18 protein-coding genes are annotated in these 22,016 nt (G+C 73.3%); 9 read left to right on the top strand and 9 right to left on the bottom strand.

Annotated elements, in window-relative coordinates; genetic code table 11:
* Positions 1 to 135 precede the first annotated feature (135 nt).
* From ACIBAD_RS15435 to ACIBAD_RS15425, 3 genes are all read right to left on the bottom strand, one after another.
* Positions 136 to 1,044 (bottom strand): carbohydrate ABC transporter permease, encoded by a 909-nt coding sequence (locus ACIBAD_RS15435; RefSeq protein ID WP_398907022.1) that lies wholly within the window; start codon positions 1,042 to 1,044, stop codon positions 136 to 138.
* On the bottom strand, positions 1,044 to 2,369 hold the full coding sequence (locus ACIBAD_RS15430) for an ABC transporter substrate-binding protein (RefSeq protein WP_398907020.1): 1,326 nt from the start codon (positions 2,367 to 2,369) through the stop codon (positions 1,044 to 1,046). The genes ACIBAD_RS15435 and ACIBAD_RS15430 overlap by 1 nt, the downstream gene beginning before the upstream one ends.
* A gap of 136 nt (positions 2,370 to 2,505) precedes the next feature.
* Positions 2,506 to 3,660: a substrate-binding domain-containing protein gene (locus tag ACIBAD_RS15425; protein ID WP_398907018.1), complete on the bottom strand. Its 1,155-nt coding sequence runs from the start codon at positions 3,658 to 3,660 to the stop codon at positions 2,506 to 2,508.
* Positions 3,661 to 3,909: 249 nt separating this feature from the next.
* Here ACIBAD_RS15425 and ACIBAD_RS15420 point away from each other — a divergent pair, with 249 nt between their 5' ends.
* The 4 genes from ACIBAD_RS15420 (at position 3,910) to ACIBAD_RS15405 (ending at position 9,071) form a co-directional block, all read left to right on the top strand.
* Positions 3,910 to 5,709, top strand: a complete 1,800-nt coding sequence (locus ACIBAD_RS15420; protein WP_398907015.1) for a beta-galactosidase family protein — start codon at positions 3,910 to 3,912, stop codon at positions 5,707 to 5,709.
* Between the two features lie 107 nt (positions 5,710 to 5,816).
* Positions 5,817 to 6,857 (top strand): galactose-1-phosphate uridylyltransferase, encoded by a 1,041-nt coding sequence (galT, locus tag ACIBAD_RS15415; RefSeq protein WP_398907013.1) that lies wholly within the window; start codon positions 5,817 to 5,819, stop codon positions 6,855 to 6,857.
* Positions 6,854 to 8,011 (top strand): galactokinase, encoded by a 1,158-nt coding sequence (gene galK, locus ACIBAD_RS15410; RefSeq protein WP_398907011.1) that lies wholly within the window; start codon positions 6,854 to 6,856, stop codon positions 8,009 to 8,011. Before galT ends, galK begins: the two co-directional genes overlap by 4 nt.
* A 118-nt stretch (positions 8,012 to 8,129) precedes the next feature.
* Entirely contained in the window at positions 8,130 to 9,071 is a 942-nt protein-coding gene (locus ACIBAD_RS15405) for an aldo/keto reductase (RefSeq protein ID WP_134069199.1), read from the top strand.
* Between the two features lie 139 nt (positions 9,072 to 9,210).
* On the opposite strand, the gene ACIBAD_RS15400 is transcribed toward ACIBAD_RS15405, so the two are convergent.
* The 3 genes from ACIBAD_RS15400 to ACIBAD_RS15390 all read right to left on the bottom strand — a co-directional run bounded on the left by ACIBAD_RS15400 (position 9,211) and on the right by ACIBAD_RS15390 (position 13,676).
* A complete protein-coding gene (locus ACIBAD_RS15400) occupies positions 9,211 to 9,840 on the bottom strand; it encodes a carbonic anhydrase (RefSeq protein WP_398907008.1) in 630 nt (209 codons plus the stop codon).
* A gap of 231 nt (positions 9,841 to 10,071) precedes the next feature.
* On the bottom strand, positions 10,072 to 10,938 hold the full coding sequence (locus ACIBAD_RS15395) for an ABC transporter permease (protein WP_398907006.1): 867 nt from the start codon (positions 10,936 to 10,938) through the stop codon (positions 10,072 to 10,074).
* A complete protein-coding gene (locus ACIBAD_RS15390; RefSeq protein ID WP_398907004.1) occupies positions 10,935 to 13,676 on the bottom strand; it encodes an alpha/beta fold hydrolase in 2,742 nt (913 codons plus the stop codon). The genes ACIBAD_RS15395 and ACIBAD_RS15390 overlap by 4 nt, the downstream gene beginning before the upstream one ends.
* Before the next feature lie 167 nt (positions 13,677 to 13,843).
* On the opposite strand from ACIBAD_RS15390, the gene ACIBAD_RS15385 reads away from it, so the two are divergent.
* The 5 genes from ACIBAD_RS15385 to ACIBAD_RS15365 all read left to right on the top strand — a co-directional run bounded on the left by ACIBAD_RS15385 (position 13,844) and on the right by ACIBAD_RS15365 (position 17,945).
* Positions 13,844 to 15,370: an ATP-dependent DNA ligase gene (locus ACIBAD_RS15385; protein ID WP_398907002.1), complete on the top strand. Its 1,527-nt coding sequence runs from the start codon at positions 13,844 to 13,846 to the stop codon at positions 15,368 to 15,370.
* A 78-nt stretch (positions 15,371 to 15,448) separates the two neighbouring features.
* Positions 15,449 to 16,171: a helix-turn-helix domain-containing protein gene (locus ACIBAD_RS15380; RefSeq protein ID WP_398907000.1), complete on the top strand. Its 723-nt coding sequence runs from the start codon at positions 15,449 to 15,451 to the stop codon at positions 16,169 to 16,171.
* A gap of 34 nt (positions 16,172 to 16,205) precedes the next feature.
* On the top strand, positions 16,206 to 16,328 hold the full coding sequence (locus ACIBAD_RS15375) for a DUF6126 family protein (RefSeq protein ID WP_053692330.1): 123 nt from the start codon (positions 16,206 to 16,208) through the stop codon (positions 16,326 to 16,328).
* 58 nt (positions 16,329 to 16,386) lie between these two features.
* Positions 16,387 to 17,469, top strand: coding sequence for a dihydrodipicolinate reductase (locus ACIBAD_RS15370; RefSeq protein ID WP_134069195.1), 1,083 nt, complete (start codon positions 16,387 to 16,389; stop codon positions 17,467 to 17,469).
* Positions 17,466 to 17,945 (top strand): carboxymuconolactone decarboxylase family protein, encoded by a 480-nt coding sequence (locus tag ACIBAD_RS15365; protein WP_134069194.1) that lies wholly within the window; start codon positions 17,466 to 17,468, stop codon positions 17,943 to 17,945. The genes ACIBAD_RS15370 and ACIBAD_RS15365 overlap by 4 nt, the downstream gene beginning before the upstream one ends.
* Positions 17,946 to 18,042: 97 nt before the next feature.
* Here ACIBAD_RS15365 and ACIBAD_RS15360 read toward each other — a convergent pair whose 3' ends face one another.
* The 3 genes from ACIBAD_RS15360 to ACIBAD_RS15350 form a co-directional block, all read right to left on the bottom strand.
* Entirely contained in the window at positions 18,043 to 19,698 is a 1,656-nt protein-coding gene (locus tag ACIBAD_RS15360) for a GMC oxidoreductase (protein ID WP_134069193.1), read from the bottom strand.
* A 91-nt stretch (positions 19,699 to 19,789) separates the two neighbouring features.
* A complete protein-coding gene (locus tag ACIBAD_RS15355) occupies positions 19,790 to 20,416 on the bottom strand; it encodes a DUF6629 family protein (protein WP_398906996.1) in 627 nt (208 codons plus the stop codon).
* Positions 20,417 to 20,426: 10 nt separating this feature from the next.
* Positions 20,427 to 21,932, bottom strand: coding sequence for an MFS transporter (locus ACIBAD_RS15350; RefSeq protein ID WP_134069191.1), 1,506 nt, complete (start codon positions 21,930 to 21,932; stop codon positions 20,427 to 20,429).
* Between the last annotated feature and the right edge of the window lie 84 nt (positions 21,933 to 22,016).

The following is a 22,016-nucleotide window of genomic DNA, read 5'->3' as shown; positions in this document are numbered from 1 at the left end:
GACCAGGACCAGGACCAGGACCAGGACCAGGACCAGGACCAGGACCAGGACCAGGACCAGGACCAGGACCAGGACCAGGACCAGGACCAGGACCAGGGGCCGCGCTCGCTGCCCCGCCAGCGGCGAGTGAGGTGGTCATGCGGACCTCCAGCGGTTGCCGAACGTGGTGACGACGTACGAGGCGGCCCCGGCGACCAGGGCGAGGAGCAGGGCGCTCGCGGCCGCCAGCCCGTAGTCGTGGCCCTTGAACGCGGCGCTGAAGACGTACATGGTCGGGGACCAGGACTCGCCCATCTCGGTGGCCCGCAGCTGGAGCAACTGCGGGGCGTCGAAGAGCTGGACGGCGCCGACGCAGGTGAAGAGGACGGTCAGGACGAGGGTGGGCCGGATGCTCGGCACCTTGACCTGGATCGCGGTGCGGACGGCCCCGGCACCGTCCATGGTGGCGGCCTCCAGGGTCTCGCGGGGGACGGCCTGGAGCCCGGCATAGAAGATGATCATGTTGTAGCCCATCCACTGCCAGGCCGAGATGTTGACCACGGAGAGCAGGGCCTCGTCGCGGCCGAAGAAGTTCCAGGAGATCCCGGCCGAGCCGAGGGCGTCGAGGACGGGACTGAGACCGGGTGTGTACAGGTAGAGCCAGACCATCGCGGCGATCAGGCCGGGGACGGCGTGCGGCAGGTAGAACGCGATCTGGAAGAACCGCCGGGCGCGGGCGAGGGCGGAGTCCAGGAGCAGGGCGAGGGCCAGGGCGCCGCCCACCATGACGGGTATGTAGAGCAGGCAGTAGACGGCGACGTGGCGGAACGAGGTGAGGAAGAGGGGATCGGACAGGGCCTTGGTGTAGTTCCCGATTCCACTGAAGACCTGCTGGGCTTCGCCGAATCCGAGGCCGGACCGCTCCTCGCGGAAGAGGCTGAGCCAGGCGGCGTACCCGATGGGGGCGACGGTCACGAGCGCGAAGAGGAGGAAGAAGGGCGCCATGAAGCCCGCCGCCGCGCTGCCGCCTCCGGTGGACCGGCCGGGGGAGTCAGTGCGGCGCATCAGCCGGCCAGGCCCAGGCCGCGGTCCTTGATGGCCTTCTCGGCGGCCGACTGGCCCTCGCTCAGTGCCTTGACCAGGTCCGGGCCGGAGGCGTTCTGCGCCGAGTTGACCTGGAGGTGGACCGGGCCCCAGGTCCAGCCGGGCACGATGGTCGCCGCGGCCGCGCCGGCCAGGCCGTACGGGTCCTGCCCCTCGAAGTAGCTCGTGTCGAACAGCTTCGCGGCCTCGGCCCGCATCTCGGCATTGGCCGGCAAGGCGCTGCTCGGCGACTTGAGCGAGCTGAGCCGCGCCTTGATCGCCTCCGGGTCGGTGGTGACCCAGGTGATGAACTCCGCCGCGGCCCTGGTCTGCTTGCTGCCCTTCGGCACGATGTACGAGGTGCCGCCGTACATGCCGGTGGCGGGCCTGCCGTCCCAGGTCGGCAGCGGGGCGATGCCCCACTTCCCCTTGAGGTCGGGGTAGTTCGCGAGGAACGTGCCGGCTGTCCAGGCCGCGCCGATGACGGTCGCCACCTGCCCGGATGAACGTTCCTTCGCCTCACCCTCACCCCACAGCGGGGTCTTCGACGCCACCCCGGAGGCCATCAGGCCGTTCCAGTACTCCGCCACCTTCTTCGAGGCGGGATCGTTGATCGCGACCTTCCACTTCTCCCCCTCGGTCCCGTACCACCGTGCACCCGCCTGCCAGGAGAGGCCGGCCAGCACCGCCGGGTCCCCACCGCCGAAGTTCGTGATCTTCACCGACGGATCGGCCTGGTGGATCTTCTCCGCGGCCGCCTTGTACTCGTCCCACGTCGTCGGCACGGCCACCCCGTGCTCCTCGAAGATGTCCTTCCGGTAGAAGAGTTCGAGCGGGGTGACGTCGAACGGCACGGCCCAGGTCTTGCCGCCCAGCTTCACCAGTGACTGGACCGCCTCCGGGAACTTCTCCGAGACGAGCTTCCCGGAAGTCCCGCTCAGGTCCTCCAGGTTCCCGCCGCTCGCGAACTCCGGGAGCGCCGAGTAATCCATCGTCGCGATGTCCGGTGCGTTGCCGCCCTTGACCGCGTTGGCCAGCTTCGCCGCCCCGTCCGGCCCGCCCGGTACCGCCGAGAACCGCACCCGGATGCCCGGGTGCGTCTTGTTGAAGGCGTCGGCCGTCTGCTGCGCGCCCGCGGACGAGGACCAGTAGGTCACGGTGACCGGCTGCGCCGGCGAACCGCCGGCCGCCCCGGCCCCGCCCGGCTTCTCCTCCCCTCCACATGCGGCGGCGAGCAGGGCCAGGCAGGCGACCGAGGCGGTCAGGAAGAGTCGGGGCATGCGGGAAGAGCGGAGGCTGCGCGCCATGGAGTGGCTCCTACGGTCGACCGCGGACAGCGGCGGATGGGAGAACGCGGCCCATCTTTTGTGCGAACAGGCACACCGTCAAGAGCGAATGCGCAACTCGATCGAAATGATCGCCCCAGGAGCTACTTCGTGTTTCTTATGAGCGGATCGTCAGCCGGGGAAGCAGCTCCACGTGCTGCCGGGGGCCGTCTCCGCCGCCGTCTCCGTCACCGTGGCCGTCACCCCCGCCCGGCGCCGTCAACCGGTCCAGCAGCAGCCCCGCCGCCCGCGCCCCCACCTCTCGCTTGGCCGGTGCCACCGCCGAGAGCGGTACGTCGGCCAGCCCCGCCACCTCGTCGTCGTAGGTGATCACGGCGAGGTCCTCCGGCACCCGTACCCCCCGCGCCTGGAGCCGCGGGATCAGCATGATCGCATCGGTGTCGCTGTGGATCAGAGCAGCGCTCACCCCGCCCGCCGTCACCGCCTCGCACAGGTAGTCAAGCGTCCGCGCGAAAAGGTCAGCGTCCGAGAGCGGGTCCGGCCCGACCGGCGGCCACGGCGGCGCCGGCTCCAGGCCGAGCGCGGCCACCGCCGCCTCGTACCCGGTCCGCAGCCGCGGCGTCGTCGGCGTCGCACGGCTGGCCAGCGCGATCCGCCGGTGCCCCCGCTCCACCAGGTGCTGCACGGCCGCCGCCGCGCCGTGCGCATGGTCCGAGGCCACCCGGTCCAGCGCGGCCGCCGGATGCCCGGGCGGGGCCCACCGCTCCACCAGCACCGTCGGAACCGGCAGCTCCGCGGTCCACGCCCCCTCGCCGGGGCCGGGCGAGCCGGCATCCCAGTTCGGGGTGAGCAGCAGCCCGTCCGCCCCGGTGGACAGCAACCGGTCCGCCTGCGTGCGGTCCTCGCCGGGCAGGTACCGGGTCAGGCCCACGGTCAGCCGCGCACCGCGAGCCTCGACCACCTCGCGGGCCCCGCGTACGACATCGGCGTAGTAGTACTCCGTGGTCGGCACCACCATGCCGACCACCAGCCCCTCGGCACCCGAAGCCGCCGGCGCCCTCCCGCCGGCCGGAGCCGCCCCCGGCGCCGATGCCCGGGTCGCCGGCGCGCCGCCCGGCCGCCCGGCCTCCACGCGGCTGACCACCCCGTGCATCCGGTGGATCTCGCCCCGGGCCGCCATCGCCTCGATGTCGCGCCGCAGGGTGACGGGCGAGACGCCCAACTCCTGCGCCAGGTCCGCCACGCGCACACTGCCCCGCGCCCGGACGAGCGCGAGCACCTGTGTCTGGCGCTGGTCCACGTGTCGTCTCAAGGTTTTCCCTACCCCCTGCGGTCTTCCGACGGCATCCGCGTCTGCGTCCGAGTCTGCGCTCTGCGTCTGTGTCCGTGCCTGTGTCTGTGTCCGTGCCTGTGTCCGTGCCTGCGCCGCCATCATAGAGAACCGAACCGATCGATTCGATCGTTTCCGATCAACCGGTCATTGACGGCGCGGACGCCGCGTTCATATATTCGGCGGAGTCCCGCACCTCACGGCATCACGACCTCTCTCGGGAGTCAGCGCATGCTCACGTACGACCAGGACGGATTCCGGCGCGCAGGGCGCCCCCACCGCATCGTGTCGGGGGCCCTGCACTACTTCCGGGTCCATCCGGACCTGTGGGAGGACCGGCTGCGGCGGCTGCGCGCACTCGGTGCCAACACGGTCGACACGTACGTCCCGTGGAACTTCCACGAGAGCGCCCCGGGCAAGGCCGACTTCACCGGCCCGCGCGACCTCGGCCGCTTCCTGCGCACCGCCCAGGACCTCGGCCTCGACGCCATCGTCCGCCCCGGCCCGTACATCTGCGCCGAATGGGACTTCGGCGGCCTGCCCGCCCGGCTCCTCGCCGTCGACGGCCTCCACCTGCGCTGCTCGGACCCGCGGTTCGAGGCCGAGGTCGACGGCTGGTTCGACCTCGTCGCCCCCGAGCTGCTGCCCCTGCTCGCGAGCCGCGGCGGTCCGGTCGTCGCCGTCCAGATCGAGAACGAGTACGGCTCGTACGGCAACGACACCCGCTACCGCGCCCACGTGGAACGGGCCCTGGTCGAACGCGGCGTGGACTGCCTCCTGTTCACCGCCGACGGGCCCGAGGACGCCATGCTCCAGGGAGGCATGGTCCCCGGCCGCCTCGCCACCGCCACCTTCGGCGCGCGGCCCGCCGAACGCCTCGCCCACCTGCGCCGCTACCAGCGGACCGGCCCGCTCGCCGCGATGGAGTTCTGGATCGGCTGGTTCGACCACTGGGGCGAGGACCACCACGTCCGCTCCGTCGAGGACGCGGCCGCCTCCCTCGACGAACTGCTCGCCACCGGCGCCTCCGTCAACCTCTACATGGCCCACGGCGGCACCAACTTCGGCTTCTGGGCCGGCGCCAACCACACCGGATCCCGCCCCGGGGACCCCGGCTACCAGCCCACGGTCACCAGCTACGACTACGACGCCCCCATCGGCGAGGCCGGCGAACTCACCCCCAAGTTCCACGCGTTCCGCGAGGTCATCGGCAAGTACGTGCCCCTGCCCGACGGGCCGCTGCCCCAGCAGCCGCCCCGCATCACCCCGGCCCTCGCCGTCCCCGCCGGCACCGCCCAGCTCCTGGACCACCTCGACCCGCTCGGCGGGGAGCCCGTGCCGCGCCCCGCGCCCGAGCCCATGGAGAAGCTGGGCCAGTCCCACGGGCTGATCCACTACCGCACCACCGTCACCGGGCCGCGCCCCGCGATGCCCGTCCGGATCGACGGCCTCGGCGACCGCGCGTACGTCTTCGCCGACGGTGAGCCCCTCGGCATCCTCGACCGCAACCGGCCCGACGAAGGGCTCGACCTGGCCGTCGGCGAGGCCGGGGCGGTCCTCGACGTCCTCGTCCGGGCCCAGGGCCGGGTCAACTACGGCCCGCTCCTCGACGACCGCAAGGGCATCCGGCGCGGCGTCCGGCACGGCCACCAGCAGCTGTTCGAGTGGGAGATCCGGCCGCTCCCGCTCACCGAACTCACCGGCCTCGGCTGGTCGTCGGAGACCGGGCAAACCCCGCAGGACACGGGCCGTCCGGTCTTCCACCGCTTCACGCACGCCCTCCCGGGCGACCCCGCCGACGGATTCGTCGACGTCTCCGGCTGGGGCACCGGCCTCGTCTGGCTGAACGGCTTCCTCCTCGGCCACTACGACACCCCGCGCGGCCCGCAGCGCACCCTCTACGCCCCCGCCCCGCTCTGGCGGGCCGGCCGGAACGAGATCGTCCTCCTCGAACTGGAACGCCCGGGCACCGACCTGCCGCTGCGCGACCGCCCCGATCTCGGCCGCCCCACCGTCGTCACCCTCGAATGAACCCGGGCCCATCGCGGCGGACCGTGGCGATGGGCCGGCGAAACCCCGGCGAACCCGCGGCGCACCCCTGTGCACCTCCCCGACTTCCCCTGAGAGAAGCTCTTCCCGTGAAGCGAACGAGCACCCGCCTGGCCGACGGCCGCGAGATCCTGTACTACGACGCCGACGACGGCGCGGCCCGCGCGGTCCCCGACACCCGCCCCCTCGACGCGTCCGCCACCTCCTCGGAGGTGCGCCGCGACCCGCTGCTCGGCGACGCCGTCGTCATCGCCTCCCACCGCCAGGGCCGCACCTACCACCCGCCCGCCGATGCCTGCCCGCTCTGCCCCTCCACCGGGGGGCGCGCGAGCGAGGTCCCGGCCCCGGACTACGACGTGGTCGTCTTCGAGAACCGCTTCCCCTCCCTCGCCGGCGACACCGGCCGCTGCGAGGTCATCTGCTTCACCCCCGACCACCGGACCTCCTTCGCCGAGCTCGACGAGGAGCGCGCCGCGCTCGTCCTGGCCGCGTGGACCGACCGCACCGCCGAACTGTCCGCCCGCGCCGGAGTCCGGCAGGTCTACTGCTTCGAGAACCGCGGCGCCGAGATCGGCGTGACCCTCGCCCACCCGCACGGCCAGATCTACGCCTTCCCCTTCATCACCCCGCGCACCACCCGCATGCTCGCCACCGTCGCAGCCCACCGCGCCCGCACCGGCGGCAACCTCTTCGAGGAGGTGCTCGCCGCCGAACGCGCCGAGCGCACCAGGGTCGTCCTCGAAGGGGAGCACTGGACCGCCTTCGTGCCGTACGCCGCGCGCTGGCCGTACGAGGTCCACCTCCACCCGCACCGCCGCACCCCCGACCTGACCACCCTGGACGACGCGGCCCGCGCCGAGTTCCCCGGCCTCTACCTGGAGCTGCTGCGCCGCTTCGACCGGCTCTTCGGAACGCCCGCGCCCACCCCGTACATCTCCGCCTGGCACCAGGCGCCGGTCTCCGGCGAGGGCCGGGCCGACTTCGGGCTCCACCTGGAGCTCTTCACGGTCCGCCGCACCGCTGACAAGCTCAAGTACCTGGCGGGTACCGAATCCGGGATGGAGGCCTACATGAACGACGTCCGGCCCGAGGACGCGGCCGCGCGACTGCGGGAGGTGGCGAGCCGATGAGCCGGGCCGCGGACGGATTCCACCGGCTGTACGGGTCCCCGCCCGAGGGGGTCTGGGCGGCGCCCGGCCGGGTCAACCTGATCGGGGAACACACCGACTACAACGACGGCTTCGCCCTGCCCTTCGCCCTCCCGCACCGCACCGAGGTGGCGGCGGCCCGCCGCCCCGACCGGACGCTGCGGATCCACTCCGCCGACGTCCCCTCGGGCGTCGTCACCCTCCACCTGGACCGCCTCGACCCGGCCCGCCCGCCCGAGGGCCCGGAGAGCTGGGCCGCCTACCCCGCCGGAGCCGCGTGGGCGCTGCTGGAGGCGGGCCTGCCCATCGGCGGCGCGGACCTGCACATCCGCTCCGACGTTCCCACCGGAGCCGGACTCTCCTCGTCCGCCGCCCTGGAGGTCGCCGCCGCCCTGGCACTCACCGACCTGTACGGGATCCCGCTCACCCGGCCCGAACTGGCCGCGCTGGCCCGCCGCGCCGAGAACGCCTACGTCGGCGTGCCCTGCGGGGTGATGGACCAGATGGCCTCGGCCTGCGCCACCGCGGGGCACGCCCTCCACCTCGACACCCGCACCCTCGAACAGCAGCACATCCCCTTCGACTGCGCGGCGGCCGGACTGCGCCTCCTCGTCATCGACACCCGAGTCAAACACGCCCTCGGCGACGGTGCGTACGCCCGGCGCCTGGCCTCCTGCCACGGCGCGGCCGCCGCGCTCGGGCTGCCCGCCCTGCGCGACCTCCCGTACGAGGACCTGGACCGGGCCCTGGCCCGCCTCGACGATCCGGTCCGGCGCCGCCGGGTCCGGCACGTCGTCACCGAGAACGAACGGGTCGTACGGGTGGAGGAACTGCTGCGCGCCGGGCGACTGCGCGAGACGGGCCCGCTGCTGACCGAGGGACATGCCTCGCTGCGCGACGACTACGAGGTCTCCTGCCCGGAGCTGGACCTGGCCGTCGCCACCGCCAACGCGGCGGGCGCCCACGGGGCCCGGATGACCGGCGGCGGCTTCGGCGGCTCGGCCTTGGCCCTGATCGACGCGGAGGCCGAGGCGACCGTGGCCCGGGCGGTCACGGAGGCCTTCGCCGCGGCCGGGTGCAAGCCGCCGCGCGTGACGGCGGCGGCCCCCGCCGCCGGGGCCGAACGCATTCTCTGACGGGCCGGCCGGGGTTCAACAGCCCGGTGGAGCCGAGGTTCAACCGCCCGGTGGACGAGGGTAGGGCCATCGGCAAGACTCTCGTCGATCTCTACTGACGTTCGGAGGAACGAAACGCATGCGCTACATCCCGCTGGGCAGTTCAGGTCTCCAGGTCTCCGCCGTCGGCCTCGGCTGCAACAACTTCGGCGGCCGCCTCGACGCCCAGGCCACGCGCGCCGTCGTCGACGCCGCGCTCGACGCGGGGATCACCCTCCTCGACACCGCCGACATCTACGGCGGGCTCGGCGGCTCCGAGCGCCACCTCGGGCAGGCCCTCAAGGGCCGCCGCGACCAGGTCGTCCTGGCCACCAAGTTCGGCTACGCGGGCATGTCGATGGAGTACGGGCCCGCCGCCGGATCCCGCGGCGGCCGCGCTTACGTCCGCCGGGCCGTCGAGGAGTCCCTGCGCCGCCTGGACACCGACCACATCGACCTCTACCAGCTCCACAGCCCCGATCCGGCGACCCCGATCGCGGAGACCCTGGCCGCGCTCACCGAGCTCGTCGCCGAGGGCAAGATCCGCTACATCGGCCACTCCAACTTCAGCGGCTGGCAGCTCGCCGAAGCCGCCCACGTCGCCCGCGAGACCGGCGCGGTGCCCTTCGTGTCGGCGCAGAACGAATGGTCGCTGCTCCAGCGGTCCGCGGAGCAGGAGCTCGTTCCGGCGGCCGTGCACTACGGCCTCGGGGTGCTGCCGTACTTCCCCCTCGCCAACGGCCTGCTGACCGGCAAGATCCGCCGGGGCGCCGCCGTTCCGGCCGGCTCCCGGCTGGAGGGCCGCGACGGCTACGTCACCGAGGAGCGCCTCGACACGGTGGAGGCGCTGGCCGCCGTCGCCGACAAGCACGGCCGCAGCATCCTCGAACTCGCCATCGGCTGGCTCTCCGCCCGGCCCGGCTGTTCCTCCGTGATCGCGGGCGCCACCTCCCCCGAGCAGGTGCGGGCCAACGCGGCCGTCGCCGACCGCCCCCTGGAGCCCGAACTGCTGGCGGAGATCGACGCGATCGCGGGGGCGTGAGCCCCGCCGTGCGCCGAGCCGTGCGCCGATCCGTCCGCCGAGCCGTGCGCCCGGCCGTGCGCCGAGCCGTGCGCCCAGCCGTCCGCCGGGCCGGGAGCCGGGCCGTGAACCGCACCCCGCGCCGCGTCCCGGGCCGGGCTCAGGCGGGCGCCCCCGTCAGTACCTCCACCTTTCCGGTGTCCAGCGAGTAGTAGGCCCCGACGACGCCGAGGGCGCCCTTCTCCACGAGGGGCCCCAGGTCGGAGTTGGCCCGCAGATCGTCGGCGGTCACCTTGATCTGGTGGTGCGTCATGGTGTCGACGGGGTCGGCGCCGGGGTCCTTCGCCGTCAGTTCGTACGCCGGCACCATCGCCTTCGCGAGCGCCTCCAGGTTGCCGGGCAGCGGCTTGCCCGCCTTCAGCGACTTGTACGCGGCCTCCACGGCGCCGCAGCGCTGGTGGCCGAGCACGACGACCAGCGGGGTCCCGCCCGTCATGGGCCCGTACTCGACCGAGCCGGTCACCACCGGGCCGACCGCCTGCCCGCCCGTGCGCAGCACGTACAGGTCGCCGAGCCCGGTGTCGAAGATCAGCTCGGGCGCCACCCGGGAATCGATGCAGGAGAGGACCACCCCGAAGGGGTCCTGCGCCTCGGCGACGAGCTCGCGCCGCTCCGGATCGCGGTCGGGGTGGTCGAGGTGGCCGCTCACCCAGCGCCTGTTGCCCTCCATCAGGCGTGCGAACGCCGCCTGCGGGGTGGCCGGCCGCGGCTGCGGGGCCGCGGTCGCCACCCGCGGGAGAGGGGCGGACGAGCACCCCGAGAGCGCGGCCGCGGCCGACACGAGGCCTCCGGCCAGCACGGCTCTGCGAGCGGGAAGTCCTGCTGTGTGCATCGGTCGTACCCCTCGGTGCCGCGCAGACGCGTCCGTACGTCGTGACGACCGCGATTGTTCAGCGCGCCGCGGGCGACCGGACGGCAGGCGCACGCGGCCGCCGCCACGATTGGCACAGACGGCCCACGCTCAGGACACGATGTCCTTGCGGGAGAACCCGCGGAACGCGAGCGCGAACAGCACCAGCGCGTACGACACCGACACCGCAGCCCCCTTGATCATCCCGCCCCACTCCAGATGCGGCTGCAGCGCGTCCGCCCACGCGAACTGCCAGTGCGCGGGCAGGAACTCCCGCCACGAGCCGAGTGCCGTCACCGCGTCCAGCACGTTGCCGACGATCGTCAGGCCGACCGCCCCGCCCACCGCGCCCAGCGGCGCGTCCGTCCGCGTGGACAGCCAGAACGCCAGCCCGGCCGTGACCAGCTGCGACACGAAGACGAACGCCACCACCAGCGCGAGGCGCGGCAGGGTCTCGCCTGCCGCCAGGGAGCCGCCCGTCGGCAGCTTCAGCGGTCCCCAGCCGTACGCGGCCGTACCCGCCGCCAGCGCCACCACCGGCAGCAGCACCATCGCCGCGAGGCTGAAGCCCAGCGCCACCACCAGCTTGCTCCACAGCAGCCGGGCCCGCGGCACCGGCGAGGCGAGCAGGTAGCGCAGCGAGGACCAGCTCGCCTCCGAGGCCACCGTGTCCCCGCAGAACAGGGCCACCGGCACCACCAGCAGGAAGCCCGCCGACACGAACAGACAGGTGGCCGCGAAGTTCGCGCCCGAGGCCGTGGCGGTGTCGATGAGCGTGATCCGGCCGTCCCCGCCGCCCCGGCGGCCGTCCTGCCCGCCGCCCACCGCGAATGCGATGATCATGACGAACGGCAGCGCGGCCAGCACCCCGCCCATCACCAGCGTCCGGCGCCGGCGCCACTGCCGCAGCGCCTCCACGCGCAGCGGCAGCGTACGGCCCGGCCGGTAGCCGGGCGCCACCTCCGTCGCGGCGCTCATGCCGCACCTCCGATCAGCGTGAGGAACGCGTCCTCCAGCCGGCGGTGCGGACCCACTGCGGACACCGGCACCTCCAGCCGTACCAGCTCGGCGATCAGCCCGGCGGCCGTCGCGCCGTCCAGCCGTACGAGCAGCCCGTCATCCGCGGCCGTCACCGCACCCACTCCCTCCAGCGCGGCCACCTTCGCCACGGTCCCTTCGTCCACCGGCCCGGCCAGCGCCACCAGCAGCGTGTCCCCGCCGCCCGTGATCTCCGCGACCTCGCCCGCCCGCACCAGCCGACCGCGGTCCATGACCACCAGGTGCGTGCACGACTGCTCGACCTCCGACAGCAGGTGGCTGGAGACGATGACCGTCCGCCCGCCCGCCGCATACCGGATCATCACGTCCCGCATCTCCCGGATCTGCGGCGGGTCCAGACCGTTCGTCGGCTCGTCGAGGATCAGCAGGTCCGGCATCCCGAGCATGGCCTGCGCGATCGCCAGGCGCTGTCGCATGCCCTGCGAGTACGTGCGCACCGCGCGCTCCAGCGCATCGCCGAGCCCGGCGATCTCCAGGGCCTCCGCCAGGTGCGCGTCCTCGGCCGGACGACCGGTGGCCCGCCAGTACAGCTCCAGGTTGGCCCGCCCCGTCAGGTGCGGCAGGAAGCCGGCCCCTTCGACGAACGCGCCGACCCGCGACAGCACCGGCGCCCCCGCCCGTACCGCGTGCCCGAACACCCTGATCTCGCCCGCGTCCGGTGAGATCAGGCCCATCAGCATCCGCAGCGTGGTCGTCTTCCCGGCGCCGTTGGGCCCGAGCAGGCCCAGGACCTGCCCCTTCTCCACCCGGAACGACAGGTCCCGCACCGCGTACCGGTCCTGTGCCCTCGCGTACCGCTTCGTCAGCCCCGTGATTTCCAGTGGTACGTCGGCCAGCGCCGGGTCGGGCTGCGGTACCCCGGCCCGCACCCCCGCACTCTCCCGGCCGGTCCTCCGGATCCCCAGCAGCGCCGCGGCCAGCAGCGCCGCACCCAGCGGCAGCTCCCAGGTCCACGCGGGCAGCCCCGCCGAGGCCGTCCGCACCCCGTCGGCCACCGGCACGGCCAGGGCGTCCCGCACCGCGACCGTGTACGTGGCCGGCGCGGCCGCGGACGCGTAGCCGAGGTCGGTGGCGGCGACGACGAGCCGCAGCCGGTGCCCGGCCTCCACGGCGTGGTCGACGGCGGGCAGCCGCAGCTCCACCGTCGCGCCCTGCTGCGCGTTCTCCACCCGTACCGGGGCGACCAGCTGGCTCGGCAGCACCTGCTGCCGCCCGTCGGGCCCGACGTCGTACACCTTGCCGAACAGGACGGCCGAACCGTCCGCAGCCGTCGACCTCACGTTCAGGGTGACGGTCGGGGCCCCGGTGACCCGTACCTCCTCCGTCAGCGGCTCCGACTCGAAGCGGGCGTTCTGCCCGGGGAAGTCCAGCGACAGCCCGGCCCCGACGGCGGCGAGCTGCCCGCCGAGCCCCGGCAGGGAGGACAGCGCGGGCGGGGCGCCGCCCGCCGGATTGGCGAAGCTCTGCTCCCGCCCGCTCAGGGCGAACTCCCGGGGAGCGGACGCCAGCCCCGGATAGCGCTCGCCGCTCGCGCCGCGCAGCCGGACCTCGCCGTCGGTGGAGTCGATGCCTCCGGAGCGCGAGACGCGGAAGGCCGAACCGGTGTCCGCGCCCCGCTCGTCCTTGAGGTAGCGGTCGAACCAGGCGGCCACCCGGTCCTCGACCCGGCCCGCCTCGCGCACGCCGCCGTCGTGCCCGCCGGCCGCCCAGTCCACCGAGACGGGCGCGCCGTTCGCCGCGATCGCCTTGGCCATCGCGTCGGCCTGGTCCAGCGGGAACAGGGAATCGTCCTGGCCCTGCACGATCAGGGTCGGCACCTTGATCCGGTCCCCGACCGCCGACGGACTGCGCCGCTCCAACAGGGCGCGGGCCTCGGCGTCGGGCTTGCCGGCCACGGCGACCCGCTCGTACATGGCGCACAGCTCGGGCTGGAACCGCCCGCAGGCGGTGGCGGTGGCCCCGGAGGGAGCGGGGGCGGCCGCCGCGCCGTCGCCGCCCGCCGCAGACGCCCCGGGCCGTATCCCGTCGGTCGAACCGGTGGTGAAGAAGAGCCCCGCCCACAGCTTCTTGAACACGCCCTGGGGGAAGAGGGAGTCCGCGAGGTTCCAGTAGGTGATCTGCGGGGCGATCGCGTCGACCCGCCGGTCGTATCCGGCGGCGAGCAGCGAGATCGCCCCGCCGTACGAGGCCCCCGCGACGCCGACGCGCGGATCGCCGTCCCCGTCGAGCCGCACCTCGGGCTGCTGCGCGAGCCAGTCGACGAGCCGGGACACGTCCTTGACCTCGTGCTCGGGATCGTTCAAGCCGATCTGCCCGCCGGAGCGGCCGAAGCCGCGCGCCGACCAGGTCAGGACGGCGTACCCGTCCCGTGCCAACCGCTCGGCCTGTGCGCGGACGTCGTCCTTGCTGCCGCCGAACCCGTGCCCGAGCAGCACCGCGGGCCGCTTCCGCCCGCCGCCGGCCGTGAAGTACGAGGTGTCGACGGCCGCGCCGGGCATCTCCACCATGCGGTCCTGGCGGTGCACGGCGGGCGTCTCGCCGGACGCGGCGGCGGTCCACGTACCGGCCCCCGCGACGACGGCGAGCGCGGCGGCCCCCGCGAGCAGGCGGGTACGGCGGCGCCGTGGCAGCCGGAGCTTCGGCAGTCGGGGCTTCATACGGGAACCCTAGACGCCGGGCCGCGGGCCCCTGAGCACCCCCCAGGCGGAACCGCACACCTCCTGAAGGAGTACCCGGACGGCCCGGCGTACCGCACCCGCGGTACCCGCAGCCGCGCTACCGGAGCCGACCTGCGGCGCACGCCGAGCGGCGGGAGGATGGCGGCATGCTGCTCGCCGAAGTCGCGCGCGTGTCCCGGGAGGTCGCCGAGATCTCCGCCCGCTCCCACAAGACCGCCCTGCTCGCGGAGCTGTTCGCCGCCGCGCCGCCCGAGGAGGCAGGGCTGGTCATCTCCTACCTCTCCGGGCGCCTCCCGCAGGGCCGGCCGGGCATCGGCTGGCGGGCGCTCGGCCGGGAGGTCGAGCCCGCCGCCGGCCCCACCCTGACCGTCACCGCCGTCGACGCGGCGGTGTCCGAGCTCGCCGCCGTCGCGGGCGCGGGCGCCCAGGCCGAGCGGCGCCGGATCCTCGACGCCCTGCTCGGCGCGGCCACCGAGCCCGAGCAGCGGTTCCTGCGCAGCCTGCTCTCCGGCGAGGTCCGCCAGGGCGCACTCGACGCGGTCGCCCTGGAAGGGGTCGCCGCGGCCGCCGGGGTACCCGCGGCCGAACTGCGCCGCGCCGCGATGCTCGACGGCTCGCTGCCCCGGGTGGCCGCCGCGGTGCTGGCCCACGGCGCGGAGGCCCTGCGCGGGGTCTCCCTGCGCGTCGGGCAGCCCGTACAGCCGATGCTGGCGAACACCGCCAAGTCGGTGGCCGCCGCCCTGGCCGCGCTCGGGCCCTGCGCGGTCGAGGAGAAGCTCGACGGGATCCGGGTGCAGGTGCACCGCGACGGGGACGACGTACGGGTGTACACGCGGTCCCTGGACGACATCACCGGCCGGCTGCCGGAGGTGGCGCAGCTTGCGCGGGCGCTGCCGGGGGAGCGGTTCATCCTCGACGGCGAGGTGATCGGCCAGGCGCCCGACGGCCGCCCGGTGCCCTTCCAGGAGGTCGCGAGCAGGGTCGGATCACGGGTCGACGTCGAGGCCGCCCGGCGGACGCTGCCCGTCGTCCCGTACTTCTTCGACGTCCTGGCCGTGGGGGACGAGGTCCTCCTCGACCTGCCGGTGCGCGAGCGGTACGCGGCGCTCGCCACCCTCGTGCCGGAGGATTCCCGGGTCCGCCGGCTCGTCGTCGAGGACGCACAGGAGCAGGCGGCCGCCGCCGAGGAGTTCTGGACCGAGACCCTGCACCGCGGTCACGAGGGCGTCATGGTCAAGGGCCTCGACTCCGCCTACGCGGCCGGACGGCGCGGCCGGCACTGGCTCAAGGTGAAACCGGTGCACACCCTCGACCTGGTGGTGCTCGCGGTCGAATGGGGCCACGGCCGGCGCACCGGACTGCTGTCGAACCTGCACCTCGGGGCGCGGGCCGCCGACGGCTCCTTCGCCATGCTCGGCAAGACCTTCAAGGGGCTCACCGACGAGATGCTGCGCTGGCAGACGGAGCGGCTGCGGGAGCTGGCGGTGGAGGACGACGGCTTCACCGTGCGGGTGCGGCCCGAGCTGGTCGTGGAGATCGCGTACGACGGCCTCCAGCGCTCCCCGCGCTACCCGGCCGGGGTCGCGCTGCGCTTCGCGCGGGTTCTGCGGTACCGCCCGGACAAGGGCGCGGACGAGGCGGACACGGTCGAGACGGTGCTCGGCGGCGGGTGAGTCGAGGGGCCGATGAGGCTTTTGCCTCAGAGGCAACGCACATTGCCAGGGAGGCAGGATTCTGGCTCAATCGGGGGCATGACATCCGGTCCTGCCCCCGGCCCCGAGGGTCCCGAGAGTCCCGACCAACCGGTCGGCCCCGACGGCGGCCCCGCCGACCGCTCCGACGCCGAAGAGCTGCCCTCCGTGGCACCGCAGCTGCGTGACCTGCGACGCCGCTCCGGACTCACCCTGGAGGCCGCCGCCGCGCGGGCCAGGCTCTCGCCCGCGCACCTGTCGCGGCTGGAGACCGGGCGGCGCCAGCCCTCGCTGCCGCTGCTGCTCGGACTCGCCCGCACCTACGGTACGACGGTCTCGGAACTGCTCGGCGAGACCTCCGCCGTCGCCGACCCCATCGTACGGGCGGGCGGTCCGGGCGCCCGCGAGGCCGACGGATGGACGTACTGGCAGGCCGGCGGCTCCGGCCGCGGCATGCAGGCGCTGCGCGTCCACGTCCCTCCCCCGGACACCGTCCGGGGGGACCCCCGCGGGCGCAGCCAGGGCGACCTGGTCCGCGTACATCCCGGCGAGGAGTGGCTGTACGTCCTCAAGGGGCGGCTGCGGCTGCACCTGGCCGAGGCCGAGTACCTGCTGGAGCCCGGGGACAGCGCGCACTTCGACTCCCTCACCCCGCACCGGATCGGCGCGGCCACCCCGAGCGGAGCCGACCTGCTCTTCGTCCACACCCTGCTGCAGAGCAGCCTCGCCGGGCTGTGCCTCGGCGGCGGCGGTGCCGCCGGCACGCCCGCACACCGCGGTTGACCCCTCCGATCCGTCCCAGTCCAGGAGCCCCCTCATGAAGGTCCAGTCGAAGTTCCCGCGCGGTCTGCTGATTCGGCTGGTCGCCTACTTGTTCGTCGGCCACCTCTTCGCCTTCTTCGTCTACCTCCTCTTCGTCCTGGGCGGCCAGAACCAGTAACCGAAGGCCGGGGTCCGCGACTCTGGAAACGTGCAGGTCCTGTCGCTACCCTCCGCGCATGATTTCCACGGTTGTCTGGGGTACCGGCAACGTCGGCCGTTTGGCCATCCGTGCCGTAGAGGCCCATCCGGCGCTGAAACTGGCCGCCGTCATCGTCCACCATCCCGACAAAATCGGCCGCGACGCGGGCCGGCTCGGTGAACTCGGCCACGACACCGGGGTCCTGGCCACCGACGACGTCGAAGCGGTCCTCGCCGCACGGCCGCAGGCCGTCGTCTACGCGGCCTCCGGCGACACCCGCCCCGACGACGCGCTGGCCGACATCACCCGGGCCATCCGGTCCGGCGCGGTCGTCGTCAGCCCCGCCCTCTACCCGCTCTACGACCACCGCAACGCCCCGCCCGAATTCCGCGATCCGGTGGCCGCGGCCGTCGCGGAGGGCGGCGGCTCGCTGTTCGCCTCCGGCGTCGACCCGGGCTGGGGCAACGACGTACTCCCGCTCCTGCTCAGCGGAGTCGGCGGCACCATCGACGCCATCCGCTGCCAGGAGATATTCGACTACTCCACCTACGACCAGCCCGACTCGGTCCGCCATCTCGTCGGGATGGGCCAGCCCATGGACTTCGAGCCGATGATGCTCATGCCGTCCGTCCCGACCATGGTGTGGGGCGGGCAGATCCGCATGATGGCCCGGGCCCTGGGAGTCGAACTCGACGAGATCCGCGAGACCGTGGACCGGCGCGCCCTCGACACCACCGTCACCACCCGCACCATGGGCGAGTTCGCGGCCGGAACCCAGGGCGCCATCCGCTTCGAGGTGCAGGGCATCGTCGAAGGCGAACCCCGCCTCGTCATCGAGCACGTCACCCGCATCCACGCCTCCTGCGCCCCGGACTGGCCGTCGCCGCCCGACGGCGGCGACGGCGCCCACCGCGTGATCATCGAGGGCCGCCCGCACATCGAGGTCACCGTCGAGGCCACCGACGAGGGCGAGAACCGCTCGGCGGGCGGCAACGCCACCGCCGTCGGCCGCCTGGTCGGAGCCATCGACTGGCTGGTGGAGGCCGGACCGGGCCTCTACGACGCCCTCGACGTCCCCCTGCGCCCCGCCATCGGCAAGCTCGGAAGGAAACAGCCATGAGGATCGACATACCCGAAGGCCAGCACCCGATCGAGTACGTGTGGGGCGACATGGTCCCCGGGATCGGGATGGCCGCCGCGAACTTCTCCCTGTCGGTGTACGCCCACACCACCCTGGGCCTGCGCGAGTTCGAGGCCGCGCGGCTGCGCGTCGCGCAGATCAACGGATGCGTGTTCTGCCTCGACTGGCGGACCGAGCGGGACGGGCAGAAGGTCGAGGAGGAGTTCCCGGACGCCGTCACCGACTGGCGCACCACGGACCGCTTCGACGAACGGACCCGGCTGGCGGCGGAGTACGCGGAGCGCTACACGCTCGACCACCACAACCTCGACGAGGAGTTCTGGGAGCGGATGACCGCGCACTACAGCCAGCTGGAGATCGTGGAGCTGACGATGAGCATCGGGTCCTGGCTGGCCTTCGGCCGGCTCAACCACGTGCTCGGCCTCGACAGCGTGTGCGTACTGCCGGGGCACTGACGCCGGTCGGCCAACGGGTCCGGGGCCGGTCGGCGTGTCCGGCGGCCCCGGTTCTGTTCTGCGGGCGGCCCTGCGGATCAACGGATCCGCGGACCCCCTACAGGTCGGTGGCGATGATCTTCTCGATGTTGCGCTCGGCGAGCGCCGTGATGGTGACGAACGGGTTGACGCTGGTGTTGCCGGGGATCAGCGCGCCGTCGATCACGTACAGGCCGGTGTAGCCGTGCAGGCGGCCGTAGTTGTCGGTGGCCCTGTTCAGGACCGCGCCGCCGAGCGGGTGGTAGGTGAGGTGGTCGCCCCAGATCTTGTTGGTGCCGAACAGGTCCGTCCGGTAGATCGTCCCCTCCTTGGAGTTGATCTTGTCGAAGATGCTCTTGGCCATGTCGATGGACGGCTGCTTCCACGCCGTCTGCCAGTTCAGCTCGACGTTGCCCGAGGCCGCGTTGTAGGTGAACTCGGCGCGGTTCGGGTTCTTGGTGATCGACAGGTAGAAGGAGGCGTACGTCTCGATCCCCGTCGGCAGCGGTGCCACCTCGGCGAACGCCCCGCCCGCGTCCCAGTTGTCGATGCCGCCGCAGGGGATGGAGGCCTGGACCTTGCCGGTGGGGTCCCACAGGTGGTTGGCCCGGCCGCACATGACGTTGCCGTTGTCGCCCCAGCCCTTGCCGATCTCGCCGTTCAGGGCGGGCAGCGCGCCGGTGGCCTTGAGCCTCACGAGCAGCTTGCTGGTGCCGACGCTGCCCGCCGCGAAGAACACCTTGTCGGCGACCACGGTCTTGGTGGCGGTGGTGGCCCCGGTGGTGTTGATCTGGTCGATGACGACGGTGTAGCCGCCACCCGACGCGGGGGAGACCGAAGTGACCTTGTGCAGCGGTGAGATGGTGACCTTGCCGGTGGCCCCGGCCTGCGCGAGATAGGTCTTCTGCAGCGACTTCTTGCCGTGGTTGTTGCCGTAGAGGATCTCCCCGGCGACCGCGGACTTGGGTACGGTCCCCGCCGCCTCCTGCTTCATGTAGTCCCAGTCGTACACGTCCGGTACGAAGACGAACGGGAACCCGGAGCGCTGGGCGTGCTTGCGGCCGACGCGGGCGAACTGGTAGCAGTCGACGGTGTCGAACCAGGCCGGGTCGACCAGGCCGACCCCGAGTCCGGCGTTGGCCCGCGGGTAGTAGGTGCTGTACATCTCCTCCGCGTCCACCGAGGGGAGGACGGCGCCGAAGTTCGCGCGCCTCGGGGTGACCGCCATACCGCCGTTGACCAGCGAGCCTCCGCCGACGCCACGGCCCTGGTAGACGATGATGCCGCCCATCTCCTCGGCGTCCAGGATCCCGGTGTAGCGGGGGATGTCCTTGTCGATCGGAAACCCGAGGAAATTGCTCAGGGGCTGCTTGGTCCTCGTCCGCAGCCAGTAGGAGCGCTGGTCGGGCGTGGTCGTATTGCAGAAGATCTTGCCGTCCGGGCCCGGGGTGTCCCAGGCCATGCCCATCTCGATCATGTGGACGTCGACGCCGGCCTGGGCGAGCCGCAGGGCGGCGACGGAGCCCCCGTAGCCGGTGCCGATCACGAGGGCCGGAACGTGCGCGCCGTTGTCGATGGGACCGGCGGCCTCTGCCGCCGGGGCGGCGGTCCGCGCGTGGGCCGGGGTGATCTGACCGGCGAGTGCCGCGGCCCCGAGAATGGAACTTGTTCTCGCTATGAATCCACGACGCGAGATTCCATTGGAGCCGGATTTGTGCAGGCCTTTGTCACTCATGTGACGTTCCTCACTCTCGGCGGAATGGGAACGAGTTCTACTGCTGGGTGCATGGGAAGTCACTACATACGTCAAGGTAACTTTCGGCCTGTCACGTGACAGGGCTGCCCGGCCGGGAGCGCCGGACCCACCCCAGGACCAGCAGCGAGGCGACCGCCGCGAAGGCGCACCAGGTGGAGGCGAATTCCAGCCGCCACAGCGCTGAGCAGGCCAATGCCCCGACGGCGAGCACCACGCCGAGGAGTCGCAGCCGCCGGTCGCCGGAGAGCAGCAGGGCGCCCAGCGTGGCGAAGAGGTAGCCCGCGAGGACGAGCGGTGTCCACGGAACCTTCACGCCGTAGCCGAGGGTGTGGCCCCGGACCTCGGCGACGGCCGGCCGGGTCGCCAGGCAGTACGAGAGCACGGCGGCGGTGGCGAGCCCGACGGCCGCCGGCCCCCACAGGCGCCGCCGGTCCACCGGAGCGGCCGCGAGCAGGACCCCGAACGGCACCCAGACCGGCAGCGCCGGAAGGGCGATCGCCACCCAGGCCGTGGTGGCCGGGCCGCAGCCGCCGCCCGCGCGCCATACGGCCGCCTCCACCAGCTGGTGGGCGCCCAGCAGCAGCGGCAGTGCGGCGACGGGCAGATCGCGGGGCCCCCGTACGCGCGCCACGCACACGATGCCGACGGCGGCGACGACCGCACCCGCCGTCAGATCGGCCGTGGCGTTCCAGCACATGGCGCGCCGGTCAGGGCTTCGCCGCCCTCGGAGGTTCGAGCGGCGGGGAGGTCGTCGCGCAGAAGACGTGGCACTCCGGGTGGCACACCGCTCCCGGCACGGGCTTGCGTACGGTGCTCCAGGCCACCACGGCGCCCGCCACCAGCAGACCCGCGCACCACAGCATGGCCCGCCCGAACGCGGCGTCGAACTCGGCCGCCGAGCGGTAGGCGTCCGGCCCCATGCCGGCCAGCAGGGGCAGCGCCGCGACCGCCAGCAGTCCGGCGGCCCGGGCGGCCGCGTTGTTGATGCCGCTGGCCAGGCCCGCCCGGCCGGGATCCACCGAGGACAGCACGGTCGCCGTCAGCGGGGCCACCAGGGCGACCATTCCCATCCCCATCACGACCATCGCCGGCAGCACGTCCTTCACGTACGAGGCCTGCGGCCCCACCCGCAGCATCAGCAGCATTCCGGCCGCGCACAACAGCGGCCCCACCGTGAGCGGGATGCGCGGCCCGATCTTCTCCCCGAGCGCCCCGGACCGGGCCGACAGCAGCAGCATCAGCGCGGTGGCCGGCAGCAGCGCGGCCCCGGCGGCCAGAGCCGAGAAGCCGGAGACCACCTGGAGCTGGAGCACGACGAGGAAGAAGAAGCCGCCGAAGGCCGCGTACACGAACAGGGTCACGATGTTGACGGCGGTGAACTGCCGGGAGGAGAAGATGCCGGGCGGCAGCATCGGATCGGCCCGGTGCCGCTCGACGTACACGAACACGGCGGACAGCAGCACGCCCCCGGCGGCCGAGGCGACCACGAGCGGGGACCCGGAGCGGGCCTCGATCAGCGCGTACGTCAGCAGGGCGAGGGCCGCGGCCCCCAGGGCGGCGCCGAGGACGTCGAACCGCCCGTGCGCCTGTGGGTCACGCGATTCCGGTACGTGTCGCAGGGCGATCGGCACGCACACCGCGGCCACCGGCACGTTCAGCAGGAACACCCAGCGCCAGCCGGGTCCGTCCACCAGCCAGCCGCCGAGGAACGGCCCGACGGCCGCGCCCACCCCGCCGAACCCCGACCACAGCCCGACGGCCCGGGCCCGGTCCTCGGTGGCGATCGAGCCCTGGATCAGCGCGAGGGAGCCGGGGGCCAGCAGCGCGCCGCCCACGCCCTGGAGGGCTCGCGCGGCCACGAGGACCCCGGCGTTGGGCGCGATACCGCACAGCAGCGAGGCGGCCGCGAACCACGCGACCCCGAGGACGAAGATCCGGCGCCGCCCGAAGCGGTCGCCGAGCGCCCCGCCGACCAGGATCAGTCCGGCCAGGGTGACCATGTACGCGTTGACCGTCCATTGCAGGACGGCCAGGTCGGCGCCCAGGTCCACCCCGATGGCGGGGAGGGCGACGTTGACGACGGTCGAGTCGAGCAGGGCCATGGTCGAACCGAGCACGGTGGCGACCACGATCCACCGGCCCTGGGCGCAGGACAGCTTCACGCCGGGCCCGGCCGGAACGCGCTCTTCCGTACCCGGCACTGGATCGGTCATGTCTTCAGGCTGACCCGCCGGTGCCGCGATGGCCACCCCAGGCGCGCAGCGTACGGCTCATTACGCCCTCTTGTAATGTCCATG

This window comes from Streptomyces sp. NPDC051109 (genome assembly GCF_044455885.1).
Classification (GTDB): Bacteria; Actinomycetota; Actinomycetes; order Streptomycetales; family Streptomycetaceae; genus Streptomyces.
The sequence above is the reverse complement of the archived record's forward strand: the minus strand, read 5'-3'. Positions and strand labels throughout refer to the sequence as shown.